This window comes from Peptacetobacter hominis, assembly GCF_006861675.1.
Classification (GTDB): domain Bacteria; phylum Bacillota; class Clostridia; order Peptostreptococcales; family Peptostreptococcaceae; genus Peptacetobacter; species Peptacetobacter hominis.
The window spans coordinates 44,761-69,270 of the sequence record NZ_SGJB01000003.1; the positions used below are offsets into that span (position 1 = coordinate 44,761).

At 38.0% G+C, this 24,510-nt stretch carries 30 protein-coding genes; 24 read left to right on the forward strand and 6 right to left on the reverse strand.

From position 1 onward, the window contains the following. Nucleotides 1–21 precede the first annotated feature (21 nt). The 7 genes from EXD82_RS02245 (at nucleotide 22) to EXD82_RS02275 (ending at nucleotide 4,330) form a co-directional block, all read left to right on the forward strand. Nucleotides 22–465, forward strand: a complete 444-nt coding sequence (locus tag EXD82_RS02245) for a GNAT family N-acetyltransferase (RefSeq protein WP_142535298.1) — start codon at nucleotides 22–24, stop codon at nucleotides 463–465. Nucleotides 466–728: 263 nt separating this feature from the next. Next, complete coding sequence (locus EXD82_RS02250; protein ID WP_142535299.1) at nucleotides 729–1,106, forward strand: TnpV protein; 378 nt, start codon at nucleotides 729–731, stop codon at nucleotides 1,104–1,106. Nucleotides 1,107–1,254: 148 nt separating this feature from the next. Next, complete coding sequence (locus EXD82_RS02255; RefSeq protein WP_142535300.1) at nucleotides 1,255–1,518, forward strand: helix-turn-helix transcriptional regulator; 264 nt, start codon at nucleotides 1,255–1,257, stop codon at nucleotides 1,516–1,518. After that, nucleotides 1,493–1,951 carry a peptide deformylase gene (def, locus tag EXD82_RS02260; RefSeq protein WP_033126562.1) on the forward strand — a complete coding sequence of 153 codons (459 nt, stop codon included), beginning with the start codon at nucleotides 1,493–1,495 and terminating at the stop codon, nucleotides 1,949–1,951. The genes EXD82_RS02255 and def overlap by 26 nt, the downstream gene beginning before the upstream one ends. A 43-nt stretch (nucleotides 1,952–1,994) precedes the next feature. Next, nucleotides 1,995–3,179 (forward strand): AAA family ATPase, encoded by a 1,185-nt coding sequence (locus EXD82_RS10475; protein WP_174919132.1) that lies wholly within the window; start codon nucleotides 1,995–1,997, stop codon nucleotides 3,177–3,179. A gap of 60 nt (nucleotides 3,180–3,239) precedes the next feature. Continuing rightward, a complete protein-coding gene (locus EXD82_RS02270; protein WP_008981868.1) occupies nucleotides 3,240–3,749 on the forward strand; it encodes a GNAT family N-acetyltransferase in 510 nt (169 codons plus the stop codon). Nucleotides 3,750–3,784: 35 nt separating this feature from the next. Beyond that, a complete protein-coding gene (locus EXD82_RS02275) occupies nucleotides 3,785–4,330 on the forward strand; it encodes an AAA family ATPase (protein WP_142535301.1) in 546 nt (181 codons plus the stop codon). Nucleotides 4,331–4,386: 56 nt separating this feature from the next. Here the strand turns inward: EXD82_RS02275 and EXD82_RS02280 are convergent, their stop codons facing one another. Beyond that, nucleotides 4,387–5,232: a helix-turn-helix domain-containing protein gene (locus tag EXD82_RS02280; protein ID WP_142535302.1), complete on the reverse strand. Its 846-nt coding sequence runs from the start codon at nucleotides 5,230–5,232 to the stop codon at nucleotides 4,387–4,389. Nucleotides 5,233–5,900: 668 nt separating this feature from the next. On the opposite strand from EXD82_RS02280, the gene EXD82_RS02295 reads away from it, so the two are divergent. The 11 genes from EXD82_RS02295 (at nucleotide 5,901) to EXD82_RS02345 (ending at nucleotide 15,047) form a co-directional block, all read left to right on the forward strand. Further along, nucleotides 5,901–6,242, forward strand: a complete 342-nt coding sequence (locus EXD82_RS02295) for a DeoR family transcriptional regulator (protein ID WP_142535303.1) — start codon at nucleotides 5,901–5,903, stop codon at nucleotides 6,240–6,242. After that, entirely contained in the window at nucleotides 6,235–6,531 is a 297-nt protein-coding gene (locus EXD82_RS02300; protein ID WP_117788184.1) for a DUF3847 domain-containing protein, read from the forward strand. Before EXD82_RS02295 ends, EXD82_RS02300 begins: the two co-directional genes overlap by 8 nt. Nucleotides 6,532–6,854: 323 nt before the next feature. Beyond that, nucleotides 6,855–7,178, forward strand: a complete 324-nt coding sequence (locus tag EXD82_RS02305) for an LPS biosynthesis protein (RefSeq protein WP_142535304.1) — start codon at nucleotides 6,855–6,857, stop codon at nucleotides 7,176–7,178. Nucleotides 7,179–7,370: 192 nt separating this feature from the next. After that, on the forward strand, nucleotides 7,371–8,951 hold the full coding sequence (gene mobQ / locus EXD82_RS02310) for a MobQ family relaxase (RefSeq protein WP_142535305.1): 1,581 nt from the start codon (nucleotides 7,371–7,373) through the stop codon (nucleotides 8,949–8,951). A 65-nt stretch (nucleotides 8,952–9,016) separates the two neighbouring features. Beyond that, nucleotides 9,017–9,661 carry a CHC2 zinc finger domain-containing protein gene (locus EXD82_RS02315; RefSeq protein ID WP_142535306.1) on the forward strand — a complete coding sequence of 215 codons (645 nt, stop codon included), beginning with the start codon at nucleotides 9,017–9,019 and terminating at the stop codon, nucleotides 9,659–9,661. After that, entirely contained in the window at nucleotides 9,639–10,967 is a 1,329-nt protein-coding gene (locus EXD82_RS02320) for a VapE domain-containing protein (RefSeq protein WP_456299523.1), read from the forward strand. Before EXD82_RS02315 ends, EXD82_RS02320 begins: the two co-directional genes overlap by 23 nt. 241 nt (nucleotides 10,968–11,208) lie before the next feature. Continuing rightward, nucleotides 11,209–11,442, forward strand: a complete 234-nt coding sequence (locus EXD82_RS02330) for an excisionase (protein ID WP_142535307.1) — start codon at nucleotides 11,209–11,211, stop codon at nucleotides 11,440–11,442. A 111-nt stretch (nucleotides 11,443–11,553) separates the two neighbouring features. Then, nucleotides 11,554–11,925, forward strand: coding sequence for an integrase DNA-binding domain-containing protein (locus EXD82_RS10510; protein ID WP_330573681.1), 372 nt, complete (start codon nucleotides 11,554–11,556; stop codon nucleotides 11,923–11,925). A gap of 112 nt (nucleotides 11,926–12,037) precedes the next feature. Continuing rightward, the gene (locus EXD82_RS10515) at nucleotides 12,038–12,754 is read left to right on the forward strand and encodes a site-specific integrase (protein WP_330573682.1); all 717 of its coding nucleotides are present in this window, start codon (nucleotides 12,038–12,040) and stop codon (nucleotides 12,752–12,754) included. Between the two features lie 185 nt (nucleotides 12,755–12,939). Further along, nucleotides 12,940–13,398, forward strand: a complete 459-nt coding sequence (locus EXD82_RS02340) for a low molecular weight protein-tyrosine-phosphatase (RefSeq protein WP_142535308.1) — start codon at nucleotides 12,940–12,942, stop codon at nucleotides 13,396–13,398. A 260-nt stretch (nucleotides 13,399–13,658) separates the two neighbouring features. After that, a complete protein-coding gene (locus EXD82_RS02345) occupies nucleotides 13,659–15,047 on the forward strand; it encodes a PTS mannitol transporter subunit IICB (RefSeq protein WP_142535309.1) in 1,389 nt (462 codons plus the stop codon). Nucleotides 15,048–15,094: 47 nt separating this feature from the next. On the opposite strand, the gene EXD82_RS02350 is transcribed toward EXD82_RS02345, so the two are convergent. The 4 genes from EXD82_RS02350 to EXD82_RS02365 form a co-directional block, all read right to left on the reverse strand. Beyond that, on the reverse strand, nucleotides 15,095–17,749 hold the full coding sequence (locus EXD82_RS02350) for an ABC transporter permease (protein WP_142535310.1): 2,655 nt from the start codon (nucleotides 17,747–17,749) through the stop codon (nucleotides 15,095–15,097). Between the two features lie 11 nt (nucleotides 17,750–17,760). Next, nucleotides 17,761–18,429, reverse strand: coding sequence for an ABC transporter ATP-binding protein (locus tag EXD82_RS02355; RefSeq protein ID WP_142535311.1), 669 nt, complete (start codon nucleotides 18,427–18,429; stop codon nucleotides 17,761–17,763). A gap of 131 nt (nucleotides 18,430–18,560) precedes the next feature. After that, nucleotides 18,561–19,472, reverse strand: a complete 912-nt coding sequence (locus EXD82_RS02360; protein ID WP_246081990.1) for a sensor histidine kinase — start codon at nucleotides 19,470–19,472, stop codon at nucleotides 18,561–18,563. After that, a complete protein-coding gene (locus EXD82_RS02365) occupies nucleotides 19,457–20,128 on the reverse strand; it encodes a response regulator transcription factor (protein WP_142535312.1) in 672 nt (223 codons plus the stop codon). The genes EXD82_RS02360 and EXD82_RS02365 overlap by 16 nt, the downstream gene beginning before the upstream one ends. A gap of 311 nt (nucleotides 20,129–20,439) precedes the next feature. On the opposite strand from EXD82_RS02365, the gene EXD82_RS02370 reads away from it, so the two are divergent. The 6 genes from EXD82_RS02370 (at nucleotide 20,440) to mscL (ending at nucleotide 23,992) form a co-directional block, all read left to right on the forward strand. Next, a complete protein-coding gene (locus EXD82_RS02370) occupies nucleotides 20,440–20,916 on the forward strand; it encodes a GNAT family N-acetyltransferase (RefSeq protein ID WP_142535313.1) in 477 nt (158 codons plus the stop codon). 88 nt (nucleotides 20,917–21,004) lie between these two features. After that, nucleotides 21,005–21,589 (forward strand): helix-turn-helix domain-containing protein, encoded by a 585-nt coding sequence (locus tag EXD82_RS02375; RefSeq protein WP_142535314.1) that lies wholly within the window; start codon nucleotides 21,005–21,007, stop codon nucleotides 21,587–21,589. A 198-nt stretch (nucleotides 21,590–21,787) separates the two neighbouring features. Then, the gene (locus EXD82_RS02380; RefSeq protein ID WP_142535315.1) at nucleotides 21,788–22,153 is read left to right on the forward strand and encodes an ArsR/SmtB family transcription factor; all 366 of its coding nucleotides are present in this window, start codon (nucleotides 21,788–21,790) and stop codon (nucleotides 22,151–22,153) included. 3 nt (nucleotides 22,154–22,156) lie between these two features. Then, the gene (locus EXD82_RS02385) at nucleotides 22,157–22,915 is read left to right on the forward strand and encodes an EFR1 family ferrodoxin (RefSeq protein ID WP_142535316.1); all 759 of its coding nucleotides are present in this window, start codon (nucleotides 22,157–22,159) and stop codon (nucleotides 22,913–22,915) included. Between the two features lie 209 nt (nucleotides 22,916–23,124). Continuing rightward, complete coding sequence (locus tag EXD82_RS02390) at nucleotides 23,125–23,565, forward strand: hypothetical protein (protein ID WP_142535317.1); 441 nt, start codon at nucleotides 23,125–23,127, stop codon at nucleotides 23,563–23,565. A gap of 13 nt (nucleotides 23,566–23,578) precedes the next feature. Further along, nucleotides 23,579–23,992: a large conductance mechanosensitive channel protein MscL gene (gene mscL, locus EXD82_RS02395; protein ID WP_142535318.1), complete on the forward strand. Its 414-nt coding sequence runs from the start codon at nucleotides 23,579–23,581 to the stop codon at nucleotides 23,990–23,992. Nucleotides 23,993–24,074: 82 nt separating this feature from the next. On the opposite strand, the gene EXD82_RS02400 is transcribed toward mscL, so the two are convergent. Further along, nucleotides 24,075–24,506 carry a MarR family winged helix-turn-helix transcriptional regulator gene (locus EXD82_RS02400; RefSeq protein ID WP_142535319.1) on the reverse strand — a complete coding sequence of 144 codons (432 nt, stop codon included), beginning with the start codon at nucleotides 24,504–24,506 and terminating at the stop codon, nucleotides 24,075–24,077. Nucleotides 24,507–24,510: the final 4 nt, after the last annotated feature.

Below are 24,510 nucleotides of genomic sequence, written 5' to 3' on the forward strand. Positions count from 1 at the left end.
AAAATTTTAAGGAGATTAAAAATGAATATAGTAGAAATAAAAAAACGTAGTTCAGAGTTAATATTAAAACTAATAGATGTTTGGGAAAAATCTGTGAGAGCTACACATACATTTTTATCTGATGAGGAAATAAATAGTATAAGAAACTATGTACCAGAAGCGTTATATAATGTTGAGCATTTAGCTATTATAAATGGCTATGATAATTACCCAATTGCTTTTATAGGAATAGAGGATGACTCATTGGAAATGTTATTTGTTTCTCCAGAAAATAGAGGAAAAGGGATTGGAAAGACATTGGTCAAATATGGTATTGAAAACTATGGAATCAATAGAGTGACAGTAAATGAACAAAATCCACAAGCTATAGGCTTTTATGAACATATGGGATTCAAAACATTTAAAAGAACAGATTATGATGAACAAGGAAACCCGTATCCTATCCTATATATGCGTATTAAGTAAATGACTGGAATAATAATATTATATTATAATATATATACTACAATTTAAAATCAAAAATTATGATAAAGGAGATAAAATATGACAAAAGTATTATTTGTATGTCACGGCAGGATTTGCTGTTCAGAATAAAAAGCCTCAAATCGTCTTAAATACTTCTATAAATAGTAGTTCTTATGTTTCATTCTCAATTTTACCAATGATTTACCAATATTTCTGGAGAGTCAGACTTGCAAAAAATAAGCCAGAATGAGGAGATTAAAAATATGAGCGAATTGAAACCAAGAATAACAGAAAACGGAATTGATTATATCCTTGTCGGAGATTACTATATCCCAGATTTGAAGCTGCCGGAGGAACACCGTCCTATCGGAAAGTACGGACGGATGCACCGGGAATATTTAAGAGAAGTCCACCCATCCAGATTGAACACACTGATACTGACCGGAGAATTGTGGACATATCTTGCAGACCTGAACGAACAGGCACAGGAACGGTTAGACACTATCATGGAGCAGATGAAAGCTACCGAGGGCGTGACAGAGGAATTAAAGCGTACTTCTCAAATGGAATGGGTGCAGCGTTGCAATAACATCCGTAACCGGGCAGAAGAAATTGTTCTGCATGAGATGATCTATTCATAAGGGTATGATATAGGGAAACGATATCTGAAACATGGTATCGTTTCCTGTTTTTATAAATATTTGTGTAACAGAAAATGGGTGTAAGGTTGACATTACAAGAAAAAACATATATAATTATTGTAATGTTAACCTTACTTTTGGAGGAACTATGAAAAACAGAATAAAAGAATTGCGAGAACAGCGAGGGCTGACGCAAGAGCAATTAGGAGAACTGGTTGGAGCTTCAAGGCAGGCGATAAATGCCATAGAAACAGAAAAATTTGAACCATCTATCTGGCTTGCATATGATATTTCTAAAGTATTTGAGTGTGCCATTGAGGAGGTATTTTTATTTGGTGTAAGTTTGAGAAAATCAAGAGCTGACAGCAGCAGACAGGAGGTAAAAAGTGGCAACAAGATTTCTTCGTTATGACAGCGACCCTATATTAAGAAAAAAATGTAAAGCTGTCCTAAAAGTTGATGATAAAATCAGGCAGCTCTTAGATGATATGCTTGATACATTACATGAAACAGAAAATGGAGCTGCACTGGCAGCAAATCAGGTTGGCGTTTTGAAAAGGTTGGTTGTCATTGATTTTAACGATACACGATTAAAACTTGTAAATCCGAAAATGATAAGCCAAAGCGGTGTGCAGGAATGTGTTGAGGGATGCCTTAGTTTCCCGAACCGTTTTGTAAAAACAATTCGTCCACAAAAGGTCACGATTCAGGCACTCAATGAATATGGAGAGGAAATTATAGTTGACGGAGAAGATGAAATGGCAAAATGCTTCTGCCATGAGCTGGAACATCTGGACGGTATGATTTTTTTAGATAAAGCGATTGAAGAACTTTCTGTTGTGTAGTGCAAATTGATAGATGCCGTTTCGGAAAAAGAAAAGGAGTTTTATGAGCAAAGTTATTATGATGTGCGGCGTATGTGGTTCTGGAAAGACTACTTACGCCAAGAAAAAAGAACAGGAAGGATATATCAGACTTTCCATTGATGAAGAAATGTGGAAACTTTATGGGAGAAAGGGAATTGATTATCCGGAAGAACAATATGAAAAATTGTCAGAGCAGGTGGAGGCTGCGCTTCAAAAAAAGCTGCTGTCCCTGATTCAGCAGGGAAAAGACGTTGTGATTGATTTTAGTTTCTGGAGTAAGGAAAATCGAAATTTTTATAAAGAGCAGATCAAAAAAGCAGGCGCTGAAACGGAACTTGTCTATATGAAAGCCAGTAAGGAGCTTTTGCAAAAAAGGCTATATAAAAGAAATCAGGTCTTAAATGCCAATTCGCCGTTTGTGATAACAGATGAAATATTGGAACATCATTATCACGCATTTCAGGAGCCATGCGGCGAAGGAGAAAAAGTAATTTTGCAGAAAGAGGATATTATACAGTATTCAAAAGAAGAAAGTAAAGCAATCTGGAATCAGAACGCTGAATTTTGGGATTGTTCAATGGGGGATGAATCAAATGATTTTCACAGAGAAGTTGTCCGTTCAAAAGTAACAGAGCTTCTAAATCCTGATCCAACAGATTATATTTTAGATATTGCCTGTGGGAATGGAAATTATTCTGCATATCTTGCAGAAAAAGCTGTCTCTGTTTTGGCTTTTGATTATAGTGAAAAAATGGTGGAACTGGCAAAAAAGCGCCAAAAACGGTATGCTAATCACATTGAGTTTTGTGTAGCAGACGCTACGAATGAAACAAGTCTGATGGCATTAAAAAGAAATAAGCCATTTACAAAAGCAGTCTCAAACATGGCGGTCATGGATATTACAGACATTAAGCCGCTTTTTACCTCTGTTTATAAATTGCTTGAGGATAACGGAGTATTTGTATTTGCGACACAGCACCCCTGTTTTGTAACGCTTACAGAAAAATATATGACGCCGCACAGCTATTACGATATTGCGATTGAAGGACAGCCACAAAAACAATGTTATTATCATCGTTCTTTACAGGATATTTTTAATCTGTGTTTTGATACTGGTTTTGTCATAGACGGATTTTACGAAGAATGCTATTTTAATAAAGAAATCCCGGATATTATCATTGTCAGAGCCATAAAAATTGAGAGGTAGATAGTAGATTTGCTATTTCCTGTAATTGTAAAAAAACTTAAAACTATGGAGGTATCTATTTTGATTATAAGACAAGAAAGACCGGAAGATTATGATACGGTATATCATGTTGTAAAAGAAGCATTTGAAAATGCTGAATATACAGATGGAAATGAACAGAACTTAGTTGCTGCGTTAAGAAAAAGCAAATCGTTTATTCCGGAACTTTCTCTTGTTGCTGTCGAGGACGAAAAAATTGTAGGACATATTCTTTTTACAAAAGCAGTTGTTCAAGGGGTTGAGGTTCTTGCGCTTGCCCCTCTTTCTGTATTACCCGATTATCAGAACAGGGGAATCGGATTATCTTTGATGAAAGAAGGACACAGTATAGCACATAAATTGGGATATGAATATTCAGTTGTTTTGGGACATTCCAAATACTATCCAAAGGCAGGATATATTCCGGCAAGTGAGTGTGGAATAAAAGCGCCATTTGAAGTTGACGATGAAAGTTTTATGGCACTTAATCTTAACGGAAGTCAAAACAAATTAAATGGAGTTATTGAGTACGACAAGGCTTTTGGGATATGATGTAAAAAATTAGAAGTTGGGAAGGTAAAACATAGATGAATCAAGGTAGAATTATTGTAATCACAGGTTCGCCGGGAACAGGGAAAACTACAACGGCATCTGCTGTTGCAAAAGAATCAGATTTAGAAAAGTCTGTGCATATGCACACAGATGACTTTTACCATTATTTGAGTAAAGGGGCAATACCACCACATTTGCCAGAATCAAATGAGCAAAATTTGGTTGTCATTGAAGCATTTTTAGAAGCTGCGAAGCGATATGTTCGTGGTGGATATGATGTAATTGTAGATGGCATTGTAGGACCGTGGTTTTTAGAGCCGTGGCTCAACATTGTTCAAGAGCATTATGAAGTACACTATATCGTTTTAAGGGCAAGTAAAGAAGAAACTATGAAGCGAGATATCGAACGCTCAAAGTTAGATAGAGAAACAAATGTTGAATTAGTTGAAACAATGTGGAAACAATTTTCTAATTTAGGAATCTATGAATTAAATGTTATAGATACAACTGCGCACTCAATCAAAGATACTGTTTCAGCAGTAAAAGAAAAAATCGTAAGCGGTACGGCTTTACTATTTTAGACAATTCCAGTTTGCCGTTCTGATTTTCAACTGAATAACCACAGCACAAACCGCTGCTACATGGGAGCCAACAAACCATGCAACAGCGGTTTTCCCTTACCTTTTTTCCTCTGGCTGATAGGCGTTCCCATTTTCTTTGATTTTTTGAGAATCCGAATCAGCCAGCGAAATTCTTCGTCTGACAGATTTTTATAGTTGATGCCGATCTGCTTGCAGTAAAGGACAACCAACTTTTCATCCCGGCTGCCCTTGAAATTTTCGACCGCTTCCAGATTTTCTTTCAGTTCATCGGCAACAGTGGTCTGGGGCGCACTCTCACTGTCCTTTTTGTGGGCTTCCCGAATATACCGGATAATCCGGTTGAGGTCATCCAGAACCATGTGGCTGAAATACTCATCATCGCTGATATGGGCAGCTTGCAGCACCTTCAAATGTGGGTCATCTTCGCCGGGGCGATACCGTTCAATGATTTCATGCCGGACAGTATCGACAAGTGCATTGAGGTTTTGAATCTGCATAGTGGCAATCCCGTCTACATAAATCTCAATATCTGCAAGAAACTTGATAAAATCTTTATGTGTGGCAAGCTCACAGAGCAGACGGTTGTTAATCCGACCGCTTTTCAGAAGTGCGACCATCTCATCATTCAAATGCAGTTCCGTCAATGGCGTGTTGATCTGCTCCCTGTTCTCTGTCCGGCACAGCAGATAATCAACGGAAACTCCATAGAAGTCTGCCAGCGTGATGAGGTTGCCATGATTGATTTCCTTATAATCCTCTTTTTCATAACTTCCAAGAGCTGATTTGGAAATACCCGTCAACTCTGATAATTCTTCCAGATTTAAGCCTTTGTCCTTGCGTAGTTCCCAAAGGCGTTCCTGTATGCTTGTCGCTCCTTTCATGGGCACACGCTCCTTTCCAACGGTTTCATTGCTGCCGCTTAACTGGATTATATCACACTTTCCGCAATCGTGGAAATTTCTGATTTTTACCCTTAATTCCTACTTTGTGGACATACGGCACAGGGCACAAAAATGTTCTATGATACAGGTAGTTCATCGATGGATTATTCCAATCGAATGACCAGCCTGTGTGGGATATGCTTCCCCGGCGATGTAGTGCCATGACTTTTGGCAGGGATGTGGAGGAACCCTGACCAAAACGAGCGTACCAAAGGGAGCGATACGCCGCTGTGAGATTCAGGGGAGGAACGACACCGGGGAGAACTGGCGAACTGACACCGAAATGATACCGAAACACGACAATCTGATAGGGGCATAGTCTACCCTATCGCTGATACTTCGGGAGATTTTAAGCGGCTCTATGGCTGTATTTTTGCCGAAAATCGCCCCGAAACCATACACGAAAACGGGAGGAAACACAATATGCCGAGAATGAGCAAAAAGAGGAAACATGAGCTTTCCTTTTACCTCAATGACCGGGGGCGTGTCACTTACAACGAATTATGCCGGAAATGCCAGCATGGGTGCAAGCAGAGCTTCCGGGCGGTTGTGGTTGACTGCCCCCGTTATTTATCCAAACGAGCCAAGAAAAAGGAGGAACACACCGAATGAATTTTGAATTTATGACGATAGACACACCATTGCCGCCCTGTATGCCATTTCCCAGAGCATTGACAGGATTTCCAGTCAGCAGCACCGCAAAGGTTATGTACTGCCGGATGCTGGACGCTATGCTCTCTAAAGGACAGGAGGATGAGAACGGAATCCTGTTTGTCTGCTTCCCTGTTACAGCCATTGCCGCAGTCCTGTCCCGCAGTCCCATGACGGTCAAGCGTTATCTGAATGAACTGGAAACCGCCGGACTTATCATGCGGGTGCGTCAGGGCGTTGGAGAACCAAACAGGATTTATGTGCTGATACCGGGAAAGGAGGACGCTGCCCTTGCCTGATACCTCAAAGCTGGAAAAGCTCAACTGGGAGTTGGAGAAAAGCGAAAAGAAACTGCGGAAAGCCATCAATGATGAAAAGGCATTGCAGCACCAGTTAAAGCAGCTTACCCGAAAGGAACGGACGCACCGGCTCTGTACCCGTGGCGGTATGCTGGAAAGTTTTCTGCAAGAGCCGGAACGCCTGACAGATGATGATGTCATGCTGTTGTTGAAACTCATTTTTCACAGGCAGGACACGCAGGAACTATTGAAAAAACTGCTGGAACGGGAGAAGCCGGAAACCCCTTAGTTTACTAAGGGCGCAATTATACACCACCCAGAGGTTGGTGCATTGCGTTCTCCGAAGGCTCCTCGCCGGAGGGCTGTGATTTTCCGCAGCCATGGTCTGCTTCAAATCAAACAGGAGACGCTACGCTTCCCCTGCGCTGGCTGCCGCCAGCTACTTTTGTGGACTTGCCATCTGGGGACACCTTACATTGCAAGCTGTTCCCAGCCGACAAGTTTTATAAAATATGCTATCTTTTCGATAGGCAATAAAGTATAATAAAGTCAGCAATAAATCGTAATTTATCAGAAAATGAGGAATAGTTGAAATGGAGGCGCTATAATAACATGAAGATTGAAGGGAACCAGAAAGAACTGGATGCAATGGTAGAATTTCATAAGGGAAACCGTATCGAGGGGCTGAGACTGCAAGAAGAATTTGCAGCGGAATTTCGTAAGGAGTATAAAGACAAAGATCACTGTCCTTGCCTGAAAGCCTGTCGTTATCACGGAAACTGTAAGGAATGTGTAGCAATCCACAGAGCGCATCAGGAACATGTTCCTAATTGTATGCGACCATTGATTAATAAAAAATTGAAATTGATGTCAGAATTAACAGAGCATACCTTGGCAAATGAAATAGAAGCTCCACATGAGATTTTAAGAAAATAGGCAAGTCAAATTTCAGTTTGTTAGCTTTACATCGGGTCAACTTGTACCGAACTTTTACAACTAAATACCCGCCGCCCACACAGCGGAACACCGAGCAGGAAATCTGAAAAAAGGTCTCCTGCTTTTTTTCTGCTCAAAATGAGGTGGTAAAACGCCACCCCATCCACCAATTACCGAAAGGAGGGACACGAAATGCCCTGTCCACACAACGAAATCACGATTGTTCAGCGCAGCCAGCGGCAGTCTGCGGTTGCCGCCGCTGCTTATCAAAGTGGCGAAAAGCTGTTCTGTGAATACGACCAGCAAGTGAAGCACTACCCGGAAAAGCGTGGTATCGTCCATAATGAAATCCTGCTCCCGGCAAATGCCCCACGGTCATATGCAGACCGCAATACCTTATGGAACGCCGCCGAAGCGGTGGAAAAACAATGGAACTCTCAGCTTGCAAGGCGGTGGGTGCTTACCATCCCAAGAGAGATACCGCCCGACCAGTACGCTGTCCTTGTCCGGGAGTTTTGCCAGCAGCAGTTTGTTTCAAAAAGCATGATTGCTGACTTTGCCATCCATGACCCCCATCCGCCGGGACACAATCCCCACGCCCATGTCCTGTTGACTATGAGAGCAATGGACGAACATGGGAAATGGCTTCCCAAGAGCCGCAAGGTTTATGACCTTGACGAAAACGGGGAACGGATAAAACTTCCGTCCGGCAGATGGAAAAGCCACAAGGAGGATACGGTTGACTGGAACGACCAGAAGTATTGCGAAATCTGGCGGCATGAATGGGAAGTCATCCAGAACCGCTATCTGGAAGCCAATGACCGCCCGGAGCGTGTGGACTTGCGTTCCTATGCCAAACAGGGGCTTTATATAGTCCCTACTGTCCATGAGGGGGCTTCTGTCCGGCAGATGGAAAAGCGTGGTATCCAGACGAATATCGGCAACCTGAACCGGGAAATCAAAACCGCCAACCGCCTGATGAAGTCCATCCGGCAGCTTATCCAAAACCTCAAAGGCTGGATTACCGAGCTGGGAGAAAAACGGAAAGAGCTGCTTGCACAAAAAGCGGCGGAGGAAGCGACACTTCTTCCCAATCTGCTGATGAAGTATATGGAGATACGAAAGGAAGAACGGAAGGACTGGACAAGGGCTGGACAGAACAGGGGGACTTCACAGGACTTAAAAGCAGTCAGCGAAGCCCTGTCCTATCTCCGGCAAAAAGGGCTTTCTACTGTGGAGGACTTAGAAGCATTTCTGGAATCTTCCGGGAAATCAGCAGCCGATTACCGCAATCAGATGAAGCCAAAGGAAGCCCGAAGCAAAGTGATTGACGGGATTCTTGCCAGCCGGACAGACTGCAAGGAATGTAAGCCTGTCTATGAGAAGTACCAGAAGATATTTTTTAAGAAAACAAAGGAAAAATTCAAACAGGAACACCCGGAGGTTGCCCGATATGAGAAAGCCGCTGCCTACCTTGCCAAGCACCCGGACGATAAGGACAGCACTCAAAAGGAACTGCAACAGGAGCAGGAAACACTTCTGGAAGAAATCGCAGAGATGAAAGTACCGCTGACCGAGGTACAAGAGGATTTGAAGAAGCTGCGGGACATCCGCTACTGGGTACGGAAAGCCACACCCGGCACAAAGGAAAGCAAAGAGCCGCCCAAGAAGCAGCCCATCAAGGAAGTCTTGCAGGATAAGGCAGATGAGAAAAAAGCACAAAGAACCGCCCCAGCACAGACGAAACACAGACAACAGGATATGGAACTTTAACAGGCACTTGCCATTTTCAATCAGAGAATGTCAGGTGCTTTTCTTTTTTTCAAGGAGGGATAGATTTGAATGTATTTGAAGCTGTGAAGCAGTCAGTCACAACAATACAGGCTGCGGAGCATTATGGAATCCATGTAGGTCGGAACGGGATGGCTTGCTGTCCGTTCCATCACGATAAAACCCCAAGCATGAAGCTGGATCAGCGTTACCACTGCTTCGGCTGCGGTGCGGATGGGGATGTGATTGATTTTGCCGCCGCCCTGTATGGGCTGGGAAAGAAAGAAGCCGCCGTACAACTGGCACAGGACTTCGGGCTTTCCTATGAGGACTGGAAACCGCCGGGAAAGGCAAAAAAGCCCAAGCCCCGGCAGAAATCCCCGGAGGAACAGTTTCAGGAAGCAAAGAACCGCTGCTTTTGTATTCTTGCCGATTACCATCACTTGCTTATGGCATGGAGAAAAGACTACGCCCCGCACTCCCCAGAGGAAGCCTTTCATCCCCGGTTTGTGGAAGCCTTACAGAAGCAAGCCCAAGTGGAATATCTGCTGGATGTGCTGTTGTTCGGGGAGACAGAGGAAAAAGCAGCTTTGATTACGGACTACGGAAAGGATGTGATACAGATTGAACAGCGAATGGCAGAGCTTGCAACCGCAGACGCAGCAAGAACTAAAAAACACCATGAACGCCATGTCGCCGCCCCAGAGTATTGAGGAAATCAAGGCGGGGCTGGAAACTACTGAGAAAGGCGGTGTCCGTCAGAGCATACGGAACTGCCTGACCGTATTCCAGCGTGCCCCGCTGCTTTCCGGGGCTATCGCATACAACATCCTGACCGACCGCAAGGACATCATAAAGCCCATCGGCTTCCACAGAGAAAGCACCGCCCTGAATGATACGGATATGAAGTATCTTCTTCTCTATCTGGAAGAAACCTACGGGCTTACCAATGAGAAGAAGATTGATAACGCCATCGGGATTGTGGCGAATGAAAACAAGTACCATCCCATCCGGGACTATCTTAATACCCTTGTGTGGGACGGGACAGAACGAAACCCTTTCTGCCTGCGGCACTTTCTGGGGGCTGACGCAGACGATTACACCTATGAAGCGTTGAAGCTGTTCCTGCTGGGTGCAATCTCACGAGCCTTTCAGCCGGGATGCAAGTTTGAAATCATGCTCTGTCTGGTAGGCGGTCAGGGGGCTGGCAAGTCCACCTTCTTCCGTCTGCTGGCAATCCGGGATGAGTGGTTCTCCGATGATTTGCGGAAGCTGGACGATGACAATGTGTACCGCAAGCTACAAGGTCACTGGATTATCGAAATGTCGGAAATGATGGCAACCGCCAACGCCAAGAGCATTGAGGAAATCAAGTCATTTTTAAGCCGGCAGAAAGAGGTTTACAAGATACCCTATGAAACCCACCCGGCAGACCGTCCTCGTCAGTGCGTGTTTGGCGGCACTTCCAATGCCCTTGATTTTCTTCCCCTTGACCGTTCCGGCAACCGCCGCTTTATCCCCGTCATGGTGTACCCGGAGCAAGCCGAGGTTCACATTTTGGAGGACGAAGCTGCTTCCAGAGCCTATATCGAGCAGATGTGGGCGGAAACGATGGAGATTTACCGAAGCGGCAGGTTCAAGCTGGCTTTCAGCCCCGCCATGCAGCGGTATCTCAAAGAACACCAGCGGGATTTTATGCCGGAGGACACCAAAGCCGGAATGATACAGGCGTATCTTGATAAGTACACCGGGAGCATGGTCTGTTCCAAGCAGCTCTACAAGGAAGCCTTGAACCATGCCTTTGACGAACCGAAGCAATGGGAAATCCGGGAAATCAACGAGATTATGAACCAGAGCATTGACCGCTGGCGGTACTTCCCGAACCCAAGAATGTTTTCAGAATATGGCAGACAAAAGGGCTGGGAGCGTGAAAACCCGGCAACTGACTCCAGCAACCTGTCTGAAAAAACGGTGGACGGTTTTGTGGAGGTCACAGAACAGATGGAGCTTCCATTCTGAAAATGACAGCCCGTTGCACCCCCTGTTGCTATCCCGTTGCCGAGCCGGTTGCCGGGGAAAATCCCATAACTGCGGGCTTTTCTCCCTTATAACAACCAAAACAACAGAAAAATAAAAGAAAAGTATAAATAGTAACCATCGCCAGATTGAGATTGTTTGCAAGGTCTTTTGAAGCCCGTTGCCGGACTTCGTTGCCGACACCCTCTGTCTGGCTATTTTCATGCATGGAGGATAACTGCCTATGGCGAATAATAAGCTGAATATTGAAGGAAAAAATTACTCGGATATTCCAGTGTGGCGTAGATATACGCTTACCATTGAGGAAGCAGCCAGATATTATCATATCGGCGAAGGAAAATTGAGAACGCTTATTGACACACATCCCAATGAGGATTTTTATGTGATGAACGGCAATCGTGCCCTCATTAAGCGTGAGAAATTTGAGAGGTATCTGGATCAGGCTACTGTTGTGTAAACAGAGCTGACAGATTTACCGATTTCACATGATATAACTATGCGGAGAGCTGAATTTGTGCTATGATAAGAGTGCAAGTCTGGCTCTCTTTTTTTGAAAGGAGAGTTCACGATGAGTGAGAAAAGACGAGATAACCGTAATCGGATTTTGCGAGAGGGCGAGTACCAGCGTAAAGATGGGAGGTATCGGTTCCGCTATATTGATGAGGACGGAAAAGAGAAAAATGTATACAGTTGGCGTTTGGACAAGAATGATCCAATGCCAAAAGGGAAGAAGCGGGAGCCTTCCCTGCGTGAGAAAGAAAAACAGATTGAAGCGGATTTGTTTGACCGTATCGTAACCAACGGTGGCAACTATACTGTTTTGGAACTGGTAGAAAAGTATGTTTCATTGAAAACAGGAGTTCGTCACAATACGGTTGCCGGATATAAAACGGTCATCAATATGCTGAAAAAAGAGAGTTTTTGGGAATCTGCGAATTGATAAGGTGCGTTTGTCAGACGCCAAGGCATGGTTGACTAAGCTCCAACAAATTGATGGGCGGGGATACAGTTCCATTCATTCTATCCGGGGAGTCCTCAGACCAGCATTTCAGATGGCGGTAGACGAAGATTTGCTTCGTAAAAATCCATTTGAATTTGAGCTTGCATCCGTCATTGTCAATGATTCTGTTACCAGAGAAGCGATTACCCGAAAGCAGCAGAGAGATTTGCTAAAGTTTATTCAGGAAGATAAACATTTTAGCAGATACTATGATGCAATCTATATTCTTTTTCACACAGGGCTTCGTATCTCAGAGTTCTGTGGACTGACGGTTTCAGAAATCGAGTTTGGAGAAATGCGTATCAAGGTAGACCATCAGTTACAGCGTACTGCACAGATGCAGTATGTAATTGAAGAACCAAAAACTGACAAAGGCATCCGCTATGTGCCGATGACGAAAGCTGTCGCAGCGTGTTTTCGCAGAATCATTGCCAACCGCAAGACACCAAAAGTTGAACCGATGGTGGAAGGATGTGCAGGATTTTTGTTTCTGGATAAAAACGATATGCCGATGGTTGCCCTTCACTGGGAAAAGTATCTGGAGCATATCATTCAGAAATACAACAGGATTTACCGTATCCAGATGCCGAAAGTTACCCCTCATGTATGCAGGCACACCTTTTGCTCTAATATGGCAAAATCCGGGATGAATCCGAAAACCTTGCAGTATATCATGGGTCACGCAGACATCAGTGTAACCTTGAACACTTACACCCATGTGAATTTTGATGATGCAAAGGAAGAAGTATATCGGATAGCGAATAGTTAAAAAAGCCCGTTGGTAAGGACGCTTGCTTTACCAATGGATTTACCAAGATTGCAGGGAAAAACATAAGAAAATATGAGAAGATTTGAGAAGATACCTTGAAAAGAAAGGAAAACTCAAAAGTCGGAAAACCCTGAAATATCAAGCGTTTGAGAAGAAATACAAGACTTAAATGGAGATATAAAAAGATGATTAGAGTATTATTTATCTGCCACGGTAACATCTGCCGTTCACCGATGGCTGAATTTGTTCTAAAGGACATGGTAGAAAAAAGAAACATAGCTGACAGATTCCATATAGAATCAGCAGCGACAAGTAGAGAAGAAATAGGAAATCCGGTACATACTGGGACAAGAAACAAACTTGCACAGTACGGAATATCTACATCAGGAAAATACGCAAGACAGGTAACTAAAAAAGACTACAAAGAATATGACTATCTGCTTGTAATGGATGATAGGAATGTAACAAATATAAAAAAGATAACTGGTGAGGACAAGGATAAAAAAATATACAAACTTCTTGAATTTGCAGGAAGCAAAAGAGATATAGCAGATCCTTGGTACACAGGAAATTTTGATGTTACATATGATGATATAGTTGAAGGCTGCGAGGCTTTTCTTAAACATATTGAAAAAAGTGAGTAGAATTTACTGCAAATATAATTTTAAGGTATAAAATTAGTGGTTATTAATTTTAAAATTAAAAAATCCGTTGTCTAGATTAAGGGCAGCGGATTTTTTATTATAAACAATAGTGGTTTCAGCATTTACAAACTAATGTCACTATCTCCTGATGCCAAAGATGTCATTTCTTAAAATTGAAAACGATTGCTTGGGGCAATATAATAAAATCATAGAAAATGACATGTCATAAAATTATTCATATATAACAGGAGGATAAATTTATGAAAGAAAAAATTCAGGTGATGGGGCGTTTCCTGAGTGGAATGGTAATGCCTGTCATTGGGGCATTTATAGCATGGGGACTTATAACAGCACTTTTTATAGAAACAGGATGGCTTCCAAATGAGAAGCTTGCGGAACTTGTATCGCCGATGTCTACATATCTATTACCACTTCTTATAGCTTATACTGGTGGAAAAATGATACACGACACAAGAGGTGGAGTAATAGGGGCAATAGCTACTATGGGTGTAATAGTAGGAGCAGATATACCGATGTTTATGGGAGCGATGATAGTTGGACCTTTATCAGCTTGGATAATGAAAAAATTCGACCAGGCTATAGATGGAAAAGTAAAAGCAGGATTTGAAATGCTTGTAAACAACTTCTCACTGGGAATACTAGGTGCAATACTTGCTGTAATTGCAATGCTTGGTGTAACACCACTTGTATCAGCACTTAACTCAGCTATGGAAGCGGGAGTAAACTTCTTCGTTCAGAGAAACTTACTTCCACTTGCAAGTATACTTATAGAGCCTGCGAAGGTATTATTCCTTAACAATGCTATAAACCATGGAATATTCTCACCAATGGGAATACAGCAGATTGAAGAATTTGGAAAATCAGTGTTCTTCCTTCTTGAAGCAAACCCTGGTCCTGGTATAGGTATACTTCTTGCGTACTGTCTTGCAGGTAAAGGATCTGCAAAAAGTTCAGCTCCTGGAGCAGCTATAATACATTTCTTTGGTGGTATACACGAAATATACTTCCCATATATACTAATGAACCCTGTACTTATACTTGCAGCAATAGCAGGTGGAGCAACAGGAGTATTCGTAAACGTTCTTCTTGGTTCAGGACTAACAGCTCCTGCATCACCAGGTAGCATAATAGCTATACTTGCTATGTGTCCAAAAGGTGGATATATACCAGTGCTTGCAGGTGTTCTGTCAGCAGGTGCAGTATCATTTGCAATAGCTCTTCCAATATTAAAGCTTACTGGAAAAGATGGAGATATAGAAGAATCTCAGAAGAAAATGCAGGAAATGAAACAGGAAAGTAAAGGTATAAAAGTTGAAAATGAAGTATCTGAGGTTAAAAAATCAGCCTCTGAAGTAAATAAAATAGTATTTGCATGTGATGCAGGTATGGGATCAAGTGCAATGGGAGCTACAGTTCTACGCAAAAAGCTTAAAGAAGCAGGAGTGGATGTTGAAGTTGTTCATTCGCCGGTTTCATCAATACCAGCAGATGCAGACCTTGTTGTAACTCACAACGAACTTGGAGAAAGAGCAAAACACAGTAATCCAAATGCACAGATAGTTCTAATACAGAACTTCCTTGGTGCTCCGGAATACGATGAAATAGTTAAACAGCTTACGGAAAAATAAATGAAAAAAACTCTCTGTATATTTGCAGAGAGTTTTTTATCATTTTATTATTCTGATTCTCTAAGTCGTTCAACTATAGTTGCTTTTGATACAAAGTGATAGATTATTATAGGTATAATTAACCCAAGAATCATAAAAATAACAAGTAATAATATTATAGGTATTATAGTAAAATTATATGTAAAAAACCATAACATATTTTCCATTGAAGAACCTATAAATGGTCCTATAATGATAGTTATAATAATAGAAGCAAATCCTGTTCCAATTACGTAATATATTCCTTCATAGATAAGCATTTTTCTAAGTTGTTTTCCAGTCATGCCAACGGATTGAAGCATAGCAAATTCACGTTTTCTTGATAAGATACTTGTAAGTACAGCATTGAAAAAGTTTAAAATCCCTACAACACCAACTATGAAACATAAAGTTCCACCCCGTATAACAAACATAGAACGAAAACTTTCAAATTCAGATTTATAGGATTCTTTACTTTCATAATCAAGTTCAGGATGTTGGTTTTTTGTATAATCAGAAAGAAATTTCTCTATTTCCGTATTCGATTTATCTGTAGAGTTAAATGTATAATACATAACATTATCTGTACCAGAATCCTGTATAAAATTATCGCTATTAAGAACAAACTCATTTGAACCATAGTAACGATAATCCAATGCCGATGGAATGGTTACTATAGCAGCGACTGTATATTCAACATCCCTATATTTTTTAGCTCGTTCTCTCCATTTAGGAACTTCATCAAGATTAACATCATCTGTGTAAATTTCTCCTGTATCTGGGTTATAGTATTCCAATTCATCTACATAGCGAAGTTTAACTGTATCGCCCAATTTTGCCCAATTACTTTCAGGTATGAGTTTATTATAATCATCCTCCATATAAACAGCGGCAATATATTTTTTATTAGAATCACGTAATTTTGTAATATCTCCAGAATGTACTTTCAGCTGATCCAGTATAAAGGAATCCATTCCATAAAGTTGAGCCTTATCAACTAACATACCATCAGATGTCTTTTGTTTGTTTTTTAAATTTGTTTTAATTTCATCAGAACTTAACCATGAGCTGTTGAATTTTCTATAGTAATCTTCTGTTATAAATTGATATATAGGAGAAGTTTTTCCATAAACCTTACCTTTGCCAGTAATTCCATCAAGTGAAGAAATATCATCAATACTATCTGTATCAAGTGAAGCATCAGTATCAAAGAAACCTTCTGATTGAAAATATGAGGAATCAGCAACTATAAAGTCAGTTGCTACAAAATTTGATAAATACTTATCCATGTTAAAACTTTTAGTAAATATAACAGTGAAATTCAATAGAATAACTGCAAGTGAAAGAGAAAGTATTGTTATAATAGTTTTTCCTTTATTACGACCAAGATTTGACATTGCCATTGAAGTCAAAGAAACTTTTCCTCTTGATTTTTTCGATTTTTTCCTGATATTATTTACCTCTGTATATTTTACGGCTTCTATTGGTGATACTTTTGCAGCTATTTTTCCAGGTCGCCTACATGAAATGATAACAGTAAAAAGTGCAAACAGAGTTGAAGCTATAAATATAACAGGATTTATAGAAACAGTATTTATAATTGAATCAAGCTGTGAAATTATAATAGGTGTGAGAGCAGAGCCAATAAACCATCCGACAACAAGACCAACAGGAATTCCGATAATACATATCATCATAGCCTGATAAATAATAATTTTTTTTATCTGTTTAGGAGTTGTTCCTATTGTTTTCAATAACCCGTAGAAGCGTATATCATTCACTACAGATATCTGAAATACATTATAAATTATAAGATATCCCGTAAATATAATAATAGAAATAATGGCTATTATACCCATTAGAGTAACTGGATCTGCATTTTCGAAAAACTGAGATGAACTATATCCCCAGTTTTCCCCAGTTGAAATATAATTATCAGCTTTTTTTTCATTCTGATAACCATGATTATGAAGAACCTGTTTTATATTTTTATTTATATTAATTGAGTTTTTGAACATTACATCAAGATTCCAGGTACCTGTCATACCATCTTTAGCATATCCAGGAATAAGTCCTACCTCACTATAAATTTTTTCAGCTCTACTTTGAGGAATTAGAATATGATTTGCTATGATAGCCTCGTCATATTCCCACCATCCACACAGTGTGAAAGTTTCTGTGACTGTATGACCATCAACATCGAATGTAACAGTAAACTGTTTACCTAATTCTGGTTTTATACCCAGCAATTGTAAAACCTTTGTATCTGTAGCTGCTTCATTTGTACCTTCTTTTGGAAGTCTTCCCTTTATGGGATCACAATACATAAAATGTGCCTGATTGGCATCTGAATAGCCTATTTCAACATGAGATTTATTAAAAGGGATTTCTTTTGGCATTCCTACAAATCTACGCATTCCCCATTCTTTTATAAGTGAATCTGTCTTTAATTCATTAAATTGTTCTTCAGTAAGATACTTAAAAGTACCATGATTCCATCCACCACATTGACGAAAATTATATTGTTGAAAACCATCATTTATAGAAACAGCAATTGTAAATAATGATGTAAATAATATCGTAGTAAGAGCAATTGCAAAAGCTGCTACTATATTTCTATTTCTGGAGAATTTAAATTGTTTAAAACTAAGATTACGTATGCATTGTTTATTTTTAACTTTCATATTGATACCTCCTAGCTATTTACAATTGATCCATCTTCTATTCGTATTATACGGTCTGCAAGTTGTGCAATTTCCTCATTGTGAGTAATCATGACAATAGTTTGAGAATACTTTTGACTTGTAACCTTAAGCAGACCAAGTACATCCTGACTTGTTTTTGAATCCAGATTTCCAGTAGGTTCATCAGCGAGAATGATGGCAGGCTTTGAAGCAAGAGCTCTTGCTATAGCAACACGTTGCTGCTGACCCCCGGAAAGATTTCCCGGCAGATTTTCAAGTTTATTTTCAAGTCCTAATGTTTCGACTATACTATTTATAAAATTCTTATCTGGGGTATTTCCATCAAGTTGTATTGGAAGGACTATATTTTCATAAACATTCAATACAGGAACAAGGTTATAGTTTTGAAATACAAATCCTATTTTTCTGCGTCTGAATATAGTAAGAGCTTCATCTTTCAAAGAAAAAATATCATTTCCATCAACAACAACATTTCCAGAAGTTGGTCTATCAAGACCACCCAACATATGTAATAAAGTCGATTTACCGGAGCCGGATGTCCCTACAACAGCTACAAATTCACCTTTTTTAACAGAAAGGCTAACTCCATTTAAAGCATAAACTGAATTTTCAGCTGAGCCATATATCTTTGTAAGATTGTTTGCCTGTAATATATTCATAAATATGCACCTCCATAAAAAAATCTGTATGTAAAGATATTATTTATCTTTATATACAGACTATCTAATAAAAATCTTTCCAAAATATTTCACATAGAAAATAAATTCTAACACTTTTGTAAGAATTTATATTATCTTTGAAGAAATACTGAAAAAGTGGATCCACACCCTTTTTTTGAAATAAGTTTTATATATCCGCCTTCACTGGAAATAATTTTTCTTACAAGATAGAGTCCTATTCCAACACCATCATTTTCTCTGACAGATTCAGAACGATAAAACCTTGAAAATACTTTGGGTTGTTCTGATTCATCAATACCAATACCTGTATCAGTTATATCTATTCTTGTGAAGAGCTCATATTCAGTGGCATTTATAACAATAGTTCCATTTTCTGTATATTTTATTGCATTGTCAACAATATTTCCAATAGCTTCTACTGTCCATTTAAAATCAAATATAGCTGTAGCCTGTGTAGGTTTTATAATAAGTGAAAGACCTTTGTTATTAGCTTTGCAATTATATTGATTAAAAATATCATCAAAAATTATTTGAACAGAGTTTCTCAATGGTGAAAGAGACAAAATTCCATTTTCTAATCGAGACAGTTTTATAAGTGAATCAATAAGAAAGTGTAATTTTTCAGTTTGCTCTCGTATAATACTTATATCACTTTTTATAGATTCAGGTAAAGTTTCGTCTTCACATATAAGTTCACTATGTAGAAGAAGATTTGCAATAGGAGTTTTAGTCTGATGAGATATATCTGAAATCAGAGTTTTAATATTATCTTTTTCTATAGCCGTGTTATTCGCTGAAACTGATAGCGAAGATATATAATTGTAAAATTTTGTTTCTAATGCAGATAAACGACTTTCATCAAATTTTGTTTCAATATTATTACCTTCAATTGCAGAATCAATCATTTTTTCTAGAGAATCCATTAATCTTTTTGTGCGACAATGATTAATATAAATAATCAGAACAGATATTATTATACATATAATAACTAAAAAAATTAAACCAATCATTTCTTCACCCATATATAGCCAATTCCATAGACTGTATGTATATAATTGTAAGCATTCAATTTATCTCTAAGTCGCTTAATTGTAACAGAAAGAGCATTTTCATCAACATATTCAGCATTATCTGTCCAGATATAATCTATAAGAGTACTGCGTTTCATAGTATTTCCTCTATTTTCGACAAGTATTCTTAGAAGTTTCTGTTCTGTTTTACTTAATTCCACAGGAGTATTATTTATACGAAAAATCATCTTTTCAAAGTTGAAGGAAAAGCCATCTATATTAATAGTATTATCCTGTATATTAAGAGAATTTCTCCTAAGCTGGGTATTTACTCTTGCTCTTAAAATAGAGAGAGAAAAAGGTTTTGTTATGTAATCATCGGCACCTTGTTCAAGACCGTTTACAATATCTATATCAGTATCATTGGCTGTAAGTAGAATTACAGGAATATATTTATCATATTTTCTTATTTCTTTTAAAAAATCCAATCCATTTCCATCTGGAAGATTTATGTCTAAAATTATAAGATTTGGTATACTACATGATATTTGATCTTTTGCCATGTTAATATTAACACATGAAATAATCTGTCTATTTTCGGATTTAAGAGCACGACATAATCCCTGATTTAGGGAAATATCATCTTCTATAATTAAAATCTGTTCCATAAAAGTCTCCAATCTATGATGTTATTATTAATTAAAATTATATTCTTTTGATTTAGCAATATCAAGACGTGTTGCAGTTTTGTATGTTGAATAAACTCAATAAAAAAGATATGATTATCTTAGAAAGTATATGAATAAATTATTATGAGGCGATATCATGGTGCTAATTAGAGAATAGATTAAATTTATTTTGAAACGGTTATCAGATATTGAAGAGATAAGTTACAAATGTATAATGACTTACCAAAGTCAAATAATAAAAGGAAAATATAGAGTAGAATAGTTATAAAAAAGTATGAGGAGAGTTGAAAATGAAATACTATATAAGAACTATGGAGAAAGAGGATTTTGATTTACTTGAGGATTTTTTATATGAAGCTATATACGTTCCAGAGGGGGTAAACCCTCCACCAAGAGCTGTCATATATATTCCAGAACTTCAGAAATATATATCCGATTTTGGAAAGTCAGAGCACGATACTGCTCTTGTAGCTGAAATTGATGGAAAAATAGTGGGAGCGATATGGGCTAGAATAACCGACGATTATGGTCATATAGAGGAGGATATTCCTTCGCTTGCCATGTCTTTATACAAAAATTATAGAGGAAAAGGAATTGGCACAGAATTACTGAATAAATTTATATTTATGGTAAAAGAGAAAGGATACAGAGGAATATCCTTATCTGTTCAAAAGGAAAACTATGCCGTAAAGATGTATAAAAAAGCAGGATTTAATGTGGTTGATGAAAATGAAGAGGAGTATATTATGGCTATATATTTCAAATAATACCAACTCTACTGTGCGTAGGTTGTATCTAATATAATCAGATGATATCCTAGTTAATGTACAAAAGAGAAATAACGGGGGTAACAAAATGAACAATTATATAACAGGTACTACAATAAAAACACTTAGAGAAAAACAGAACATGACACAGGCACAGATGGCTGAAAAATTATGTATAAGCGACAAAACCATATCAAAATGGGAAACAGGAAGAGGCCTTCCGGATATATCCATGCTTGAATCAATAGCTGATGTATTAAAAGTATCTATACCGGAACTTCTGACTGGTGAAACAGTAACAAATACCAATGTATCGGCAAATCTTATGAGATCAAAAATATATGTATGTCCGGTATGCGGTAATGTGCTTCATTCAAGTGGAGAAGCAGTAATATCATGCTGCGGAATAAATCTTCCTGTACTTGAAACAGAGGAAATAGATGATGAGCATGATATAAATGTGGAGCTGATAGAACATGAGTATTATATAACTATAGATCATGAAATGACAAAGAAACACTATATATCATTCATCGCATACTGCACAGGAAACAGATTTGAATATGTAAAACTTTATCCAGAGGGAAATGCTGAAGCTAGATTTTTCAAAAGAGGTAGAGGAATAGTATTCTGGTATTGTAATCATCATGGATTATTCAGTAAAAGAGTATAGTAAAAGTTATCATAAAGAGATACTAATTAATTAAGTTAGTATCTTTTTTAATTTAAAGAAATTCTATTTTAAATCCTGTTCAAATAGAGAAATGTTTTAAAAGAGGAAAATTAATGGTCTTTATTTGCAGTACCAATATTGAAATAAATAAATCAAAAGAATATAATGGTTCAAGTAGATTAACCATTAGGAGGACAGATGGAGGAAAATTTTATATTAGAAAAGAAGAAATTTATAGAAAACTATAATTTAGCCAGGCCGATAATGACTATTCTGGGAGATGAGGTACGTCAGGAGATATTATTAACACTGATTGAAACCGGTGGAACAGGAGGAATCAGAGTAGGTGAAATTCAAAAGAGAAGTCATGTTTCACGTTCTGCGGTATCTCATCATCTGAAGATATTATTAAACGCAGGGATTATAAATATGAGGCGTGAAGGAACAAAAAATTATTATTATATCGATTTTGATGACAGTACAGTTAAACCGGTAATATTATTTTGGCAGCAGGTTGAACCAATGTTAAAAAGATGTATAAAAGAGAGAGAAAGCAGGGGATAGAATATGAGTTTATACGCAGTATACTTCAGTCCGACATACAGCACTGAAAAGATAGTAAAACTTATTGCAAATGAAATGGGAGACTATAATGAAATCGATTTAAGCAAAAGGAATGAAGAATCAAATTATATATTTGATGAAAATGATATATGTGTTATAGGTGTTCCTTCATACGGTGGAAGGGTTCCAAGTATAGCTCTTGATAGAATGAAGGATTTTAGAGGAAGCAATACAAGTGCAATACTTGTTGTTTCTTATGGAAACAGGGCATATGAGGATACATTAAGAGAGCTGGGAGAATTTTTACAGGATAGAGGATTTAATTGTATAGCAGCTGTTACTGCGGTTACAGAACATTCTATAATGCGCCAGTTTGCATCTGGAAGACCTAATGAAAAGGACAAAAGAGAACTCAAAGGTTTTGCTGAAGATATCCTGAAAAAAATAAATAGTAGTAGAAAAAATGAAAGAATTGAATTTGTCGGAAATTATCCATATAGAGAATATAAAGGAGTAGCATTAAAACCAAAGGCCGGTAAATTATGCAATGAATGCGGAATCTGTGCAAAAGAATGTCCTACAGGAGCTATTTCGTTGGAAAATCCTAAAAATACAAATTCTACACAGTGTATATCATGTATGAGATGTATAAGTATATGTCCTGACAAAGCAAGAAAATTAAATCCTTTATTATTAAAACTGGCATCCATTAAAATGAAGTCAGAATGCGAAAAAGAAAAAAGCAATGAATTGTTTATATAATTATATACGGTAACTTCATTTAGAAGTAATTAATATATATTATTTGCACTATCTGAATAAGAAATTTATGTATGAAAAGTATGTTGTCAAAATATAGATAGCATACTTTTTATCTATTCAGATTAACAGCATTTTGGTATAATATTACGATAATGAATAATAGTTTGTAGTAGCTACAAAATAATTTGTAATACAAAAAGGGAGAAAAAATGGATATACTTTCAATAGCAATTATAATATTCTGTATAATGGAAGCTGGAAATGTGGCAATTTTATACTTTGTACCGGATTCAAAACTTGGAAACGGAGTAGCAGTATTTGATTCGTGGAGAGATGCGAAAGAAAGCGAGTCGATGGAACTTTTTGCTCACTATATGGCGTACTGGGTAGCAGGTGTAAAACTTATATTTATATTTTTACTTATGGTAGTACTTTTTACAGGTACAGAAACTACAAAAGTATATGCAGTGGTAGCCATGATACTTTCCATAGCCACGTATTTCTGGAAACTTCATCCAATTATTAAAGAGCTTGATAAAATGGGGAAAATAACCCCAAAAGGTTATTCAAAAGTGTTGGGGATGATGATTTCAGGGTTTCTTATTATGTTTAGTGCAGCGTTAATTCTTCACATTTTTGTAATCAGATAAAAGGAGAAAAGATATGAAAAGTTTTTTTAATGAATTCAAGAGTTTTATAGCTCGTGGAAATGTCATGGATATGGCAGTCGGGATTATCATAGGGGGTGCTTTTACAAATATTGTAGGATCTCTTGTAAATGATATAATAAATCCAATAATAGGAATCTTTGGTGGAATGAATTTTGATAAATATCAGCTTAAATTGATGGATGATGTAGTAATAAGCTATGGAAAATTTTTAACTGCATTGTTTAATTTTGTAATAATGGCGCTTGTGGTATTCATAATGATGAAAAGCGTAAACAAACTAACAGCTGCAGTAAAGAAAGAAGAGCAGACTAAATCCGATAATGCAAGAAAATGTCCATATTGTATGAGCGAAATAGACACAAATGCGACTAGATGTCCTCATTGCACATCTATATTAGAAAAGTAGAAATTATTAAAAGGGAATCTGTAAAATATAATCAGAAACTAAAATTCTGAAATACAAAGCAGAGTTCCCTTTTTATATTAGACTATTTATTTTCAAGATTGTTTATTATTTTATATAATGTTTTTCTAAAATTCTCAATCTCTTTTTCATCTATACCTTTAAACCGTGTATCATACATATTTTTGGATATAAGATCAAAATCCGGCTTCAGGTCCATTCCTTGTTGTGTAAGAAAAATAATAGTTGAACGACCGTCTTTATCTGATTTCCTGCTGTCAAGATACCCCATAGAGATAAGTTTTTTTACGAGAACAGTTACTGTCTGAGGAGTCTTGTTTATTTTTTCGGCAATTTCATTCATTGACAGTTCTTTTTCCTGAAATAAAATATTGAATATACTACCATGGGAGGTAACAATATTTGATAGACCGGCATCTGATAATTTCTGTGTAAGATTATCGTTCATATTCTTATAAACCAGAGAAATAAGTGAATGTGTATCATCGTATCTCATAAAA

Bases quoted from the DNA above. Each gene is read 5' to 3' on its own strand.
- EXD82_RS02370 (WP_142535313.1), top strand. From the start codon at position 20,440: ATGAAATACTATATAAGAACTATGGAGAAAGAGGATTTTGATTTACTT.
- EXD82_RS02330 (WP_142535307.1), top strand. From the start codon at position 11,209: ATGGCGAATAATAAGCTGAATATTGAAGGAAAAAATTACTCGGATATT.
- EXD82_RS02360 (WP_246081990.1), bottom strand. From the start codon at position 19,472: ATGGGTGAAGAAATGATTGGTTTAATTTTTTTAGTTATTATATGTATA.
- EXD82_RS02340 (WP_142535308.1), top strand. From the start codon at position 12,940: ATGATTAGAGTATTATTTATCTGCCACGGTAACATCTGCCGTTCACCG.
- EXD82_RS02275 (WP_142535301.1), top strand. From the start codon at position 3,785: ATGAATCAAGGTAGAATTATTGTAATCACAGGTTCGCCGGGAACAGGG.
- EXD82_RS10510 (WP_330573681.1), top strand. From the start codon at position 11,554: ATGAGTGAGAAAAGACGAGATAACCGTAATCGGATTTTGCGAGAGGGC.
- EXD82_RS02245 (WP_142535298.1), top strand. From the start codon at position 22: ATGAATATAGTAGAAATAAAAAAACGTAGTTCAGAGTTAATATTAAAA.
- EXD82_RS10515 (WP_330573682.1), top strand. From the start codon at position 12,038: ATGGCGGTAGACGAAGATTTGCTTCGTAAAAATCCATTTGAATTTGAG.
- EXD82_RS10475 (WP_174919132.1), top strand. From the start codon at position 1,995: ATGAGCAAAGTTATTATGATGTGCGGCGTATGTGGTTCTGGAAAGACT.
- EXD82_RS02390 (WP_142535317.1), top strand. From the start codon at position 23,125: ATGGATATACTTTCAATAGCAATTATAATATTCTGTATAATGGAAGCT.
- mobQ (WP_142535305.1), top strand. From the start codon at position 7,371: ATGCCCTGTCCACACAACGAAATCACGATTGTTCAGCGCAGCCAGCGG.
- EXD82_RS02385 (WP_142535316.1), top strand. From the start codon at position 22,157: ATGAGTTTATACGCAGTATACTTCAGTCCGACATACAGCACTGAAAAG.
- mscL (WP_142535318.1), top strand. From the start codon at position 23,579: ATGAAAAGTTTTTTTAATGAATTCAAGAGTTTTATAGCTCGTGGAAAT.
- EXD82_RS02380 (WP_142535315.1), top strand. From the start codon at position 21,788: ATGGAGGAAAATTTTATATTAGAAAAGAAGAAATTTATAGAAAACTAT.
- EXD82_RS02250 (WP_142535299.1), top strand. From the start codon at position 729: ATGAGCGAATTGAAACCAAGAATAACAGAAAACGGAATTGATTATATC.
- EXD82_RS02255 (WP_142535300.1), top strand. From the start codon at position 1,255: ATGAAAAACAGAATAAAAGAATTGCGAGAACAGCGAGGGCTGACGCAA.
- EXD82_RS02355 (WP_142535311.1), bottom strand. From the start codon at position 18,429: ATGAATATATTACAGGCAAACAATCTTACAAAGATATATGGCTCAGCT.
- EXD82_RS02280 (WP_142535302.1), bottom strand. From the start codon at position 5,232: ATGAAAGGAGCGACAAGCATACAGGAACGCCTTTGGGAACTACGCAAG.
- EXD82_RS02305 (WP_142535304.1), top strand. From the start codon at position 6,855: ATGAAGATTGAAGGGAACCAGAAAGAACTGGATGCAATGGTAGAATTT.
- EXD82_RS02350 (WP_142535310.1), bottom strand. From the start codon at position 17,749: ATGAAAGTTAAAAATAAACAATGCATACGTAATCTTAGTTTTAAACAA.
- EXD82_RS02400 (WP_142535319.1), bottom strand. From the start codon at position 24,506: ATGAGATACGATGATACACATTCACTTATTTCTCTGGTTTATAAGAAT.
- EXD82_RS02320 (WP_456299523.1), top strand. From the start codon at position 9,639: ATGTCGCCGCCCCAGAGTATTGAGGAAATCAAGGCGGGGCTGGAAACT.
- EXD82_RS02375 (WP_142535314.1), top strand. From the start codon at position 21,005: ATGAACAATTATATAACAGGTACTACAATAAAAACACTTAGAGAAAAA.
- EXD82_RS02295 (WP_142535303.1), top strand. From the start codon at position 5,901: ATGAATTTTGAATTTATGACGATAGACACACCATTGCCGCCCTGTATG.
- EXD82_RS02345 (WP_142535309.1), top strand. From the start codon at position 13,659: ATGAAAGAAAAAATTCAGGTGATGGGGCGTTTCCTGAGTGGAATGGTA.
- EXD82_RS02365 (WP_142535312.1), bottom strand. From the start codon at position 20,128: ATGGAACAGATTTTAATTATAGAAGATGATATTTCCCTAAATCAGGGA.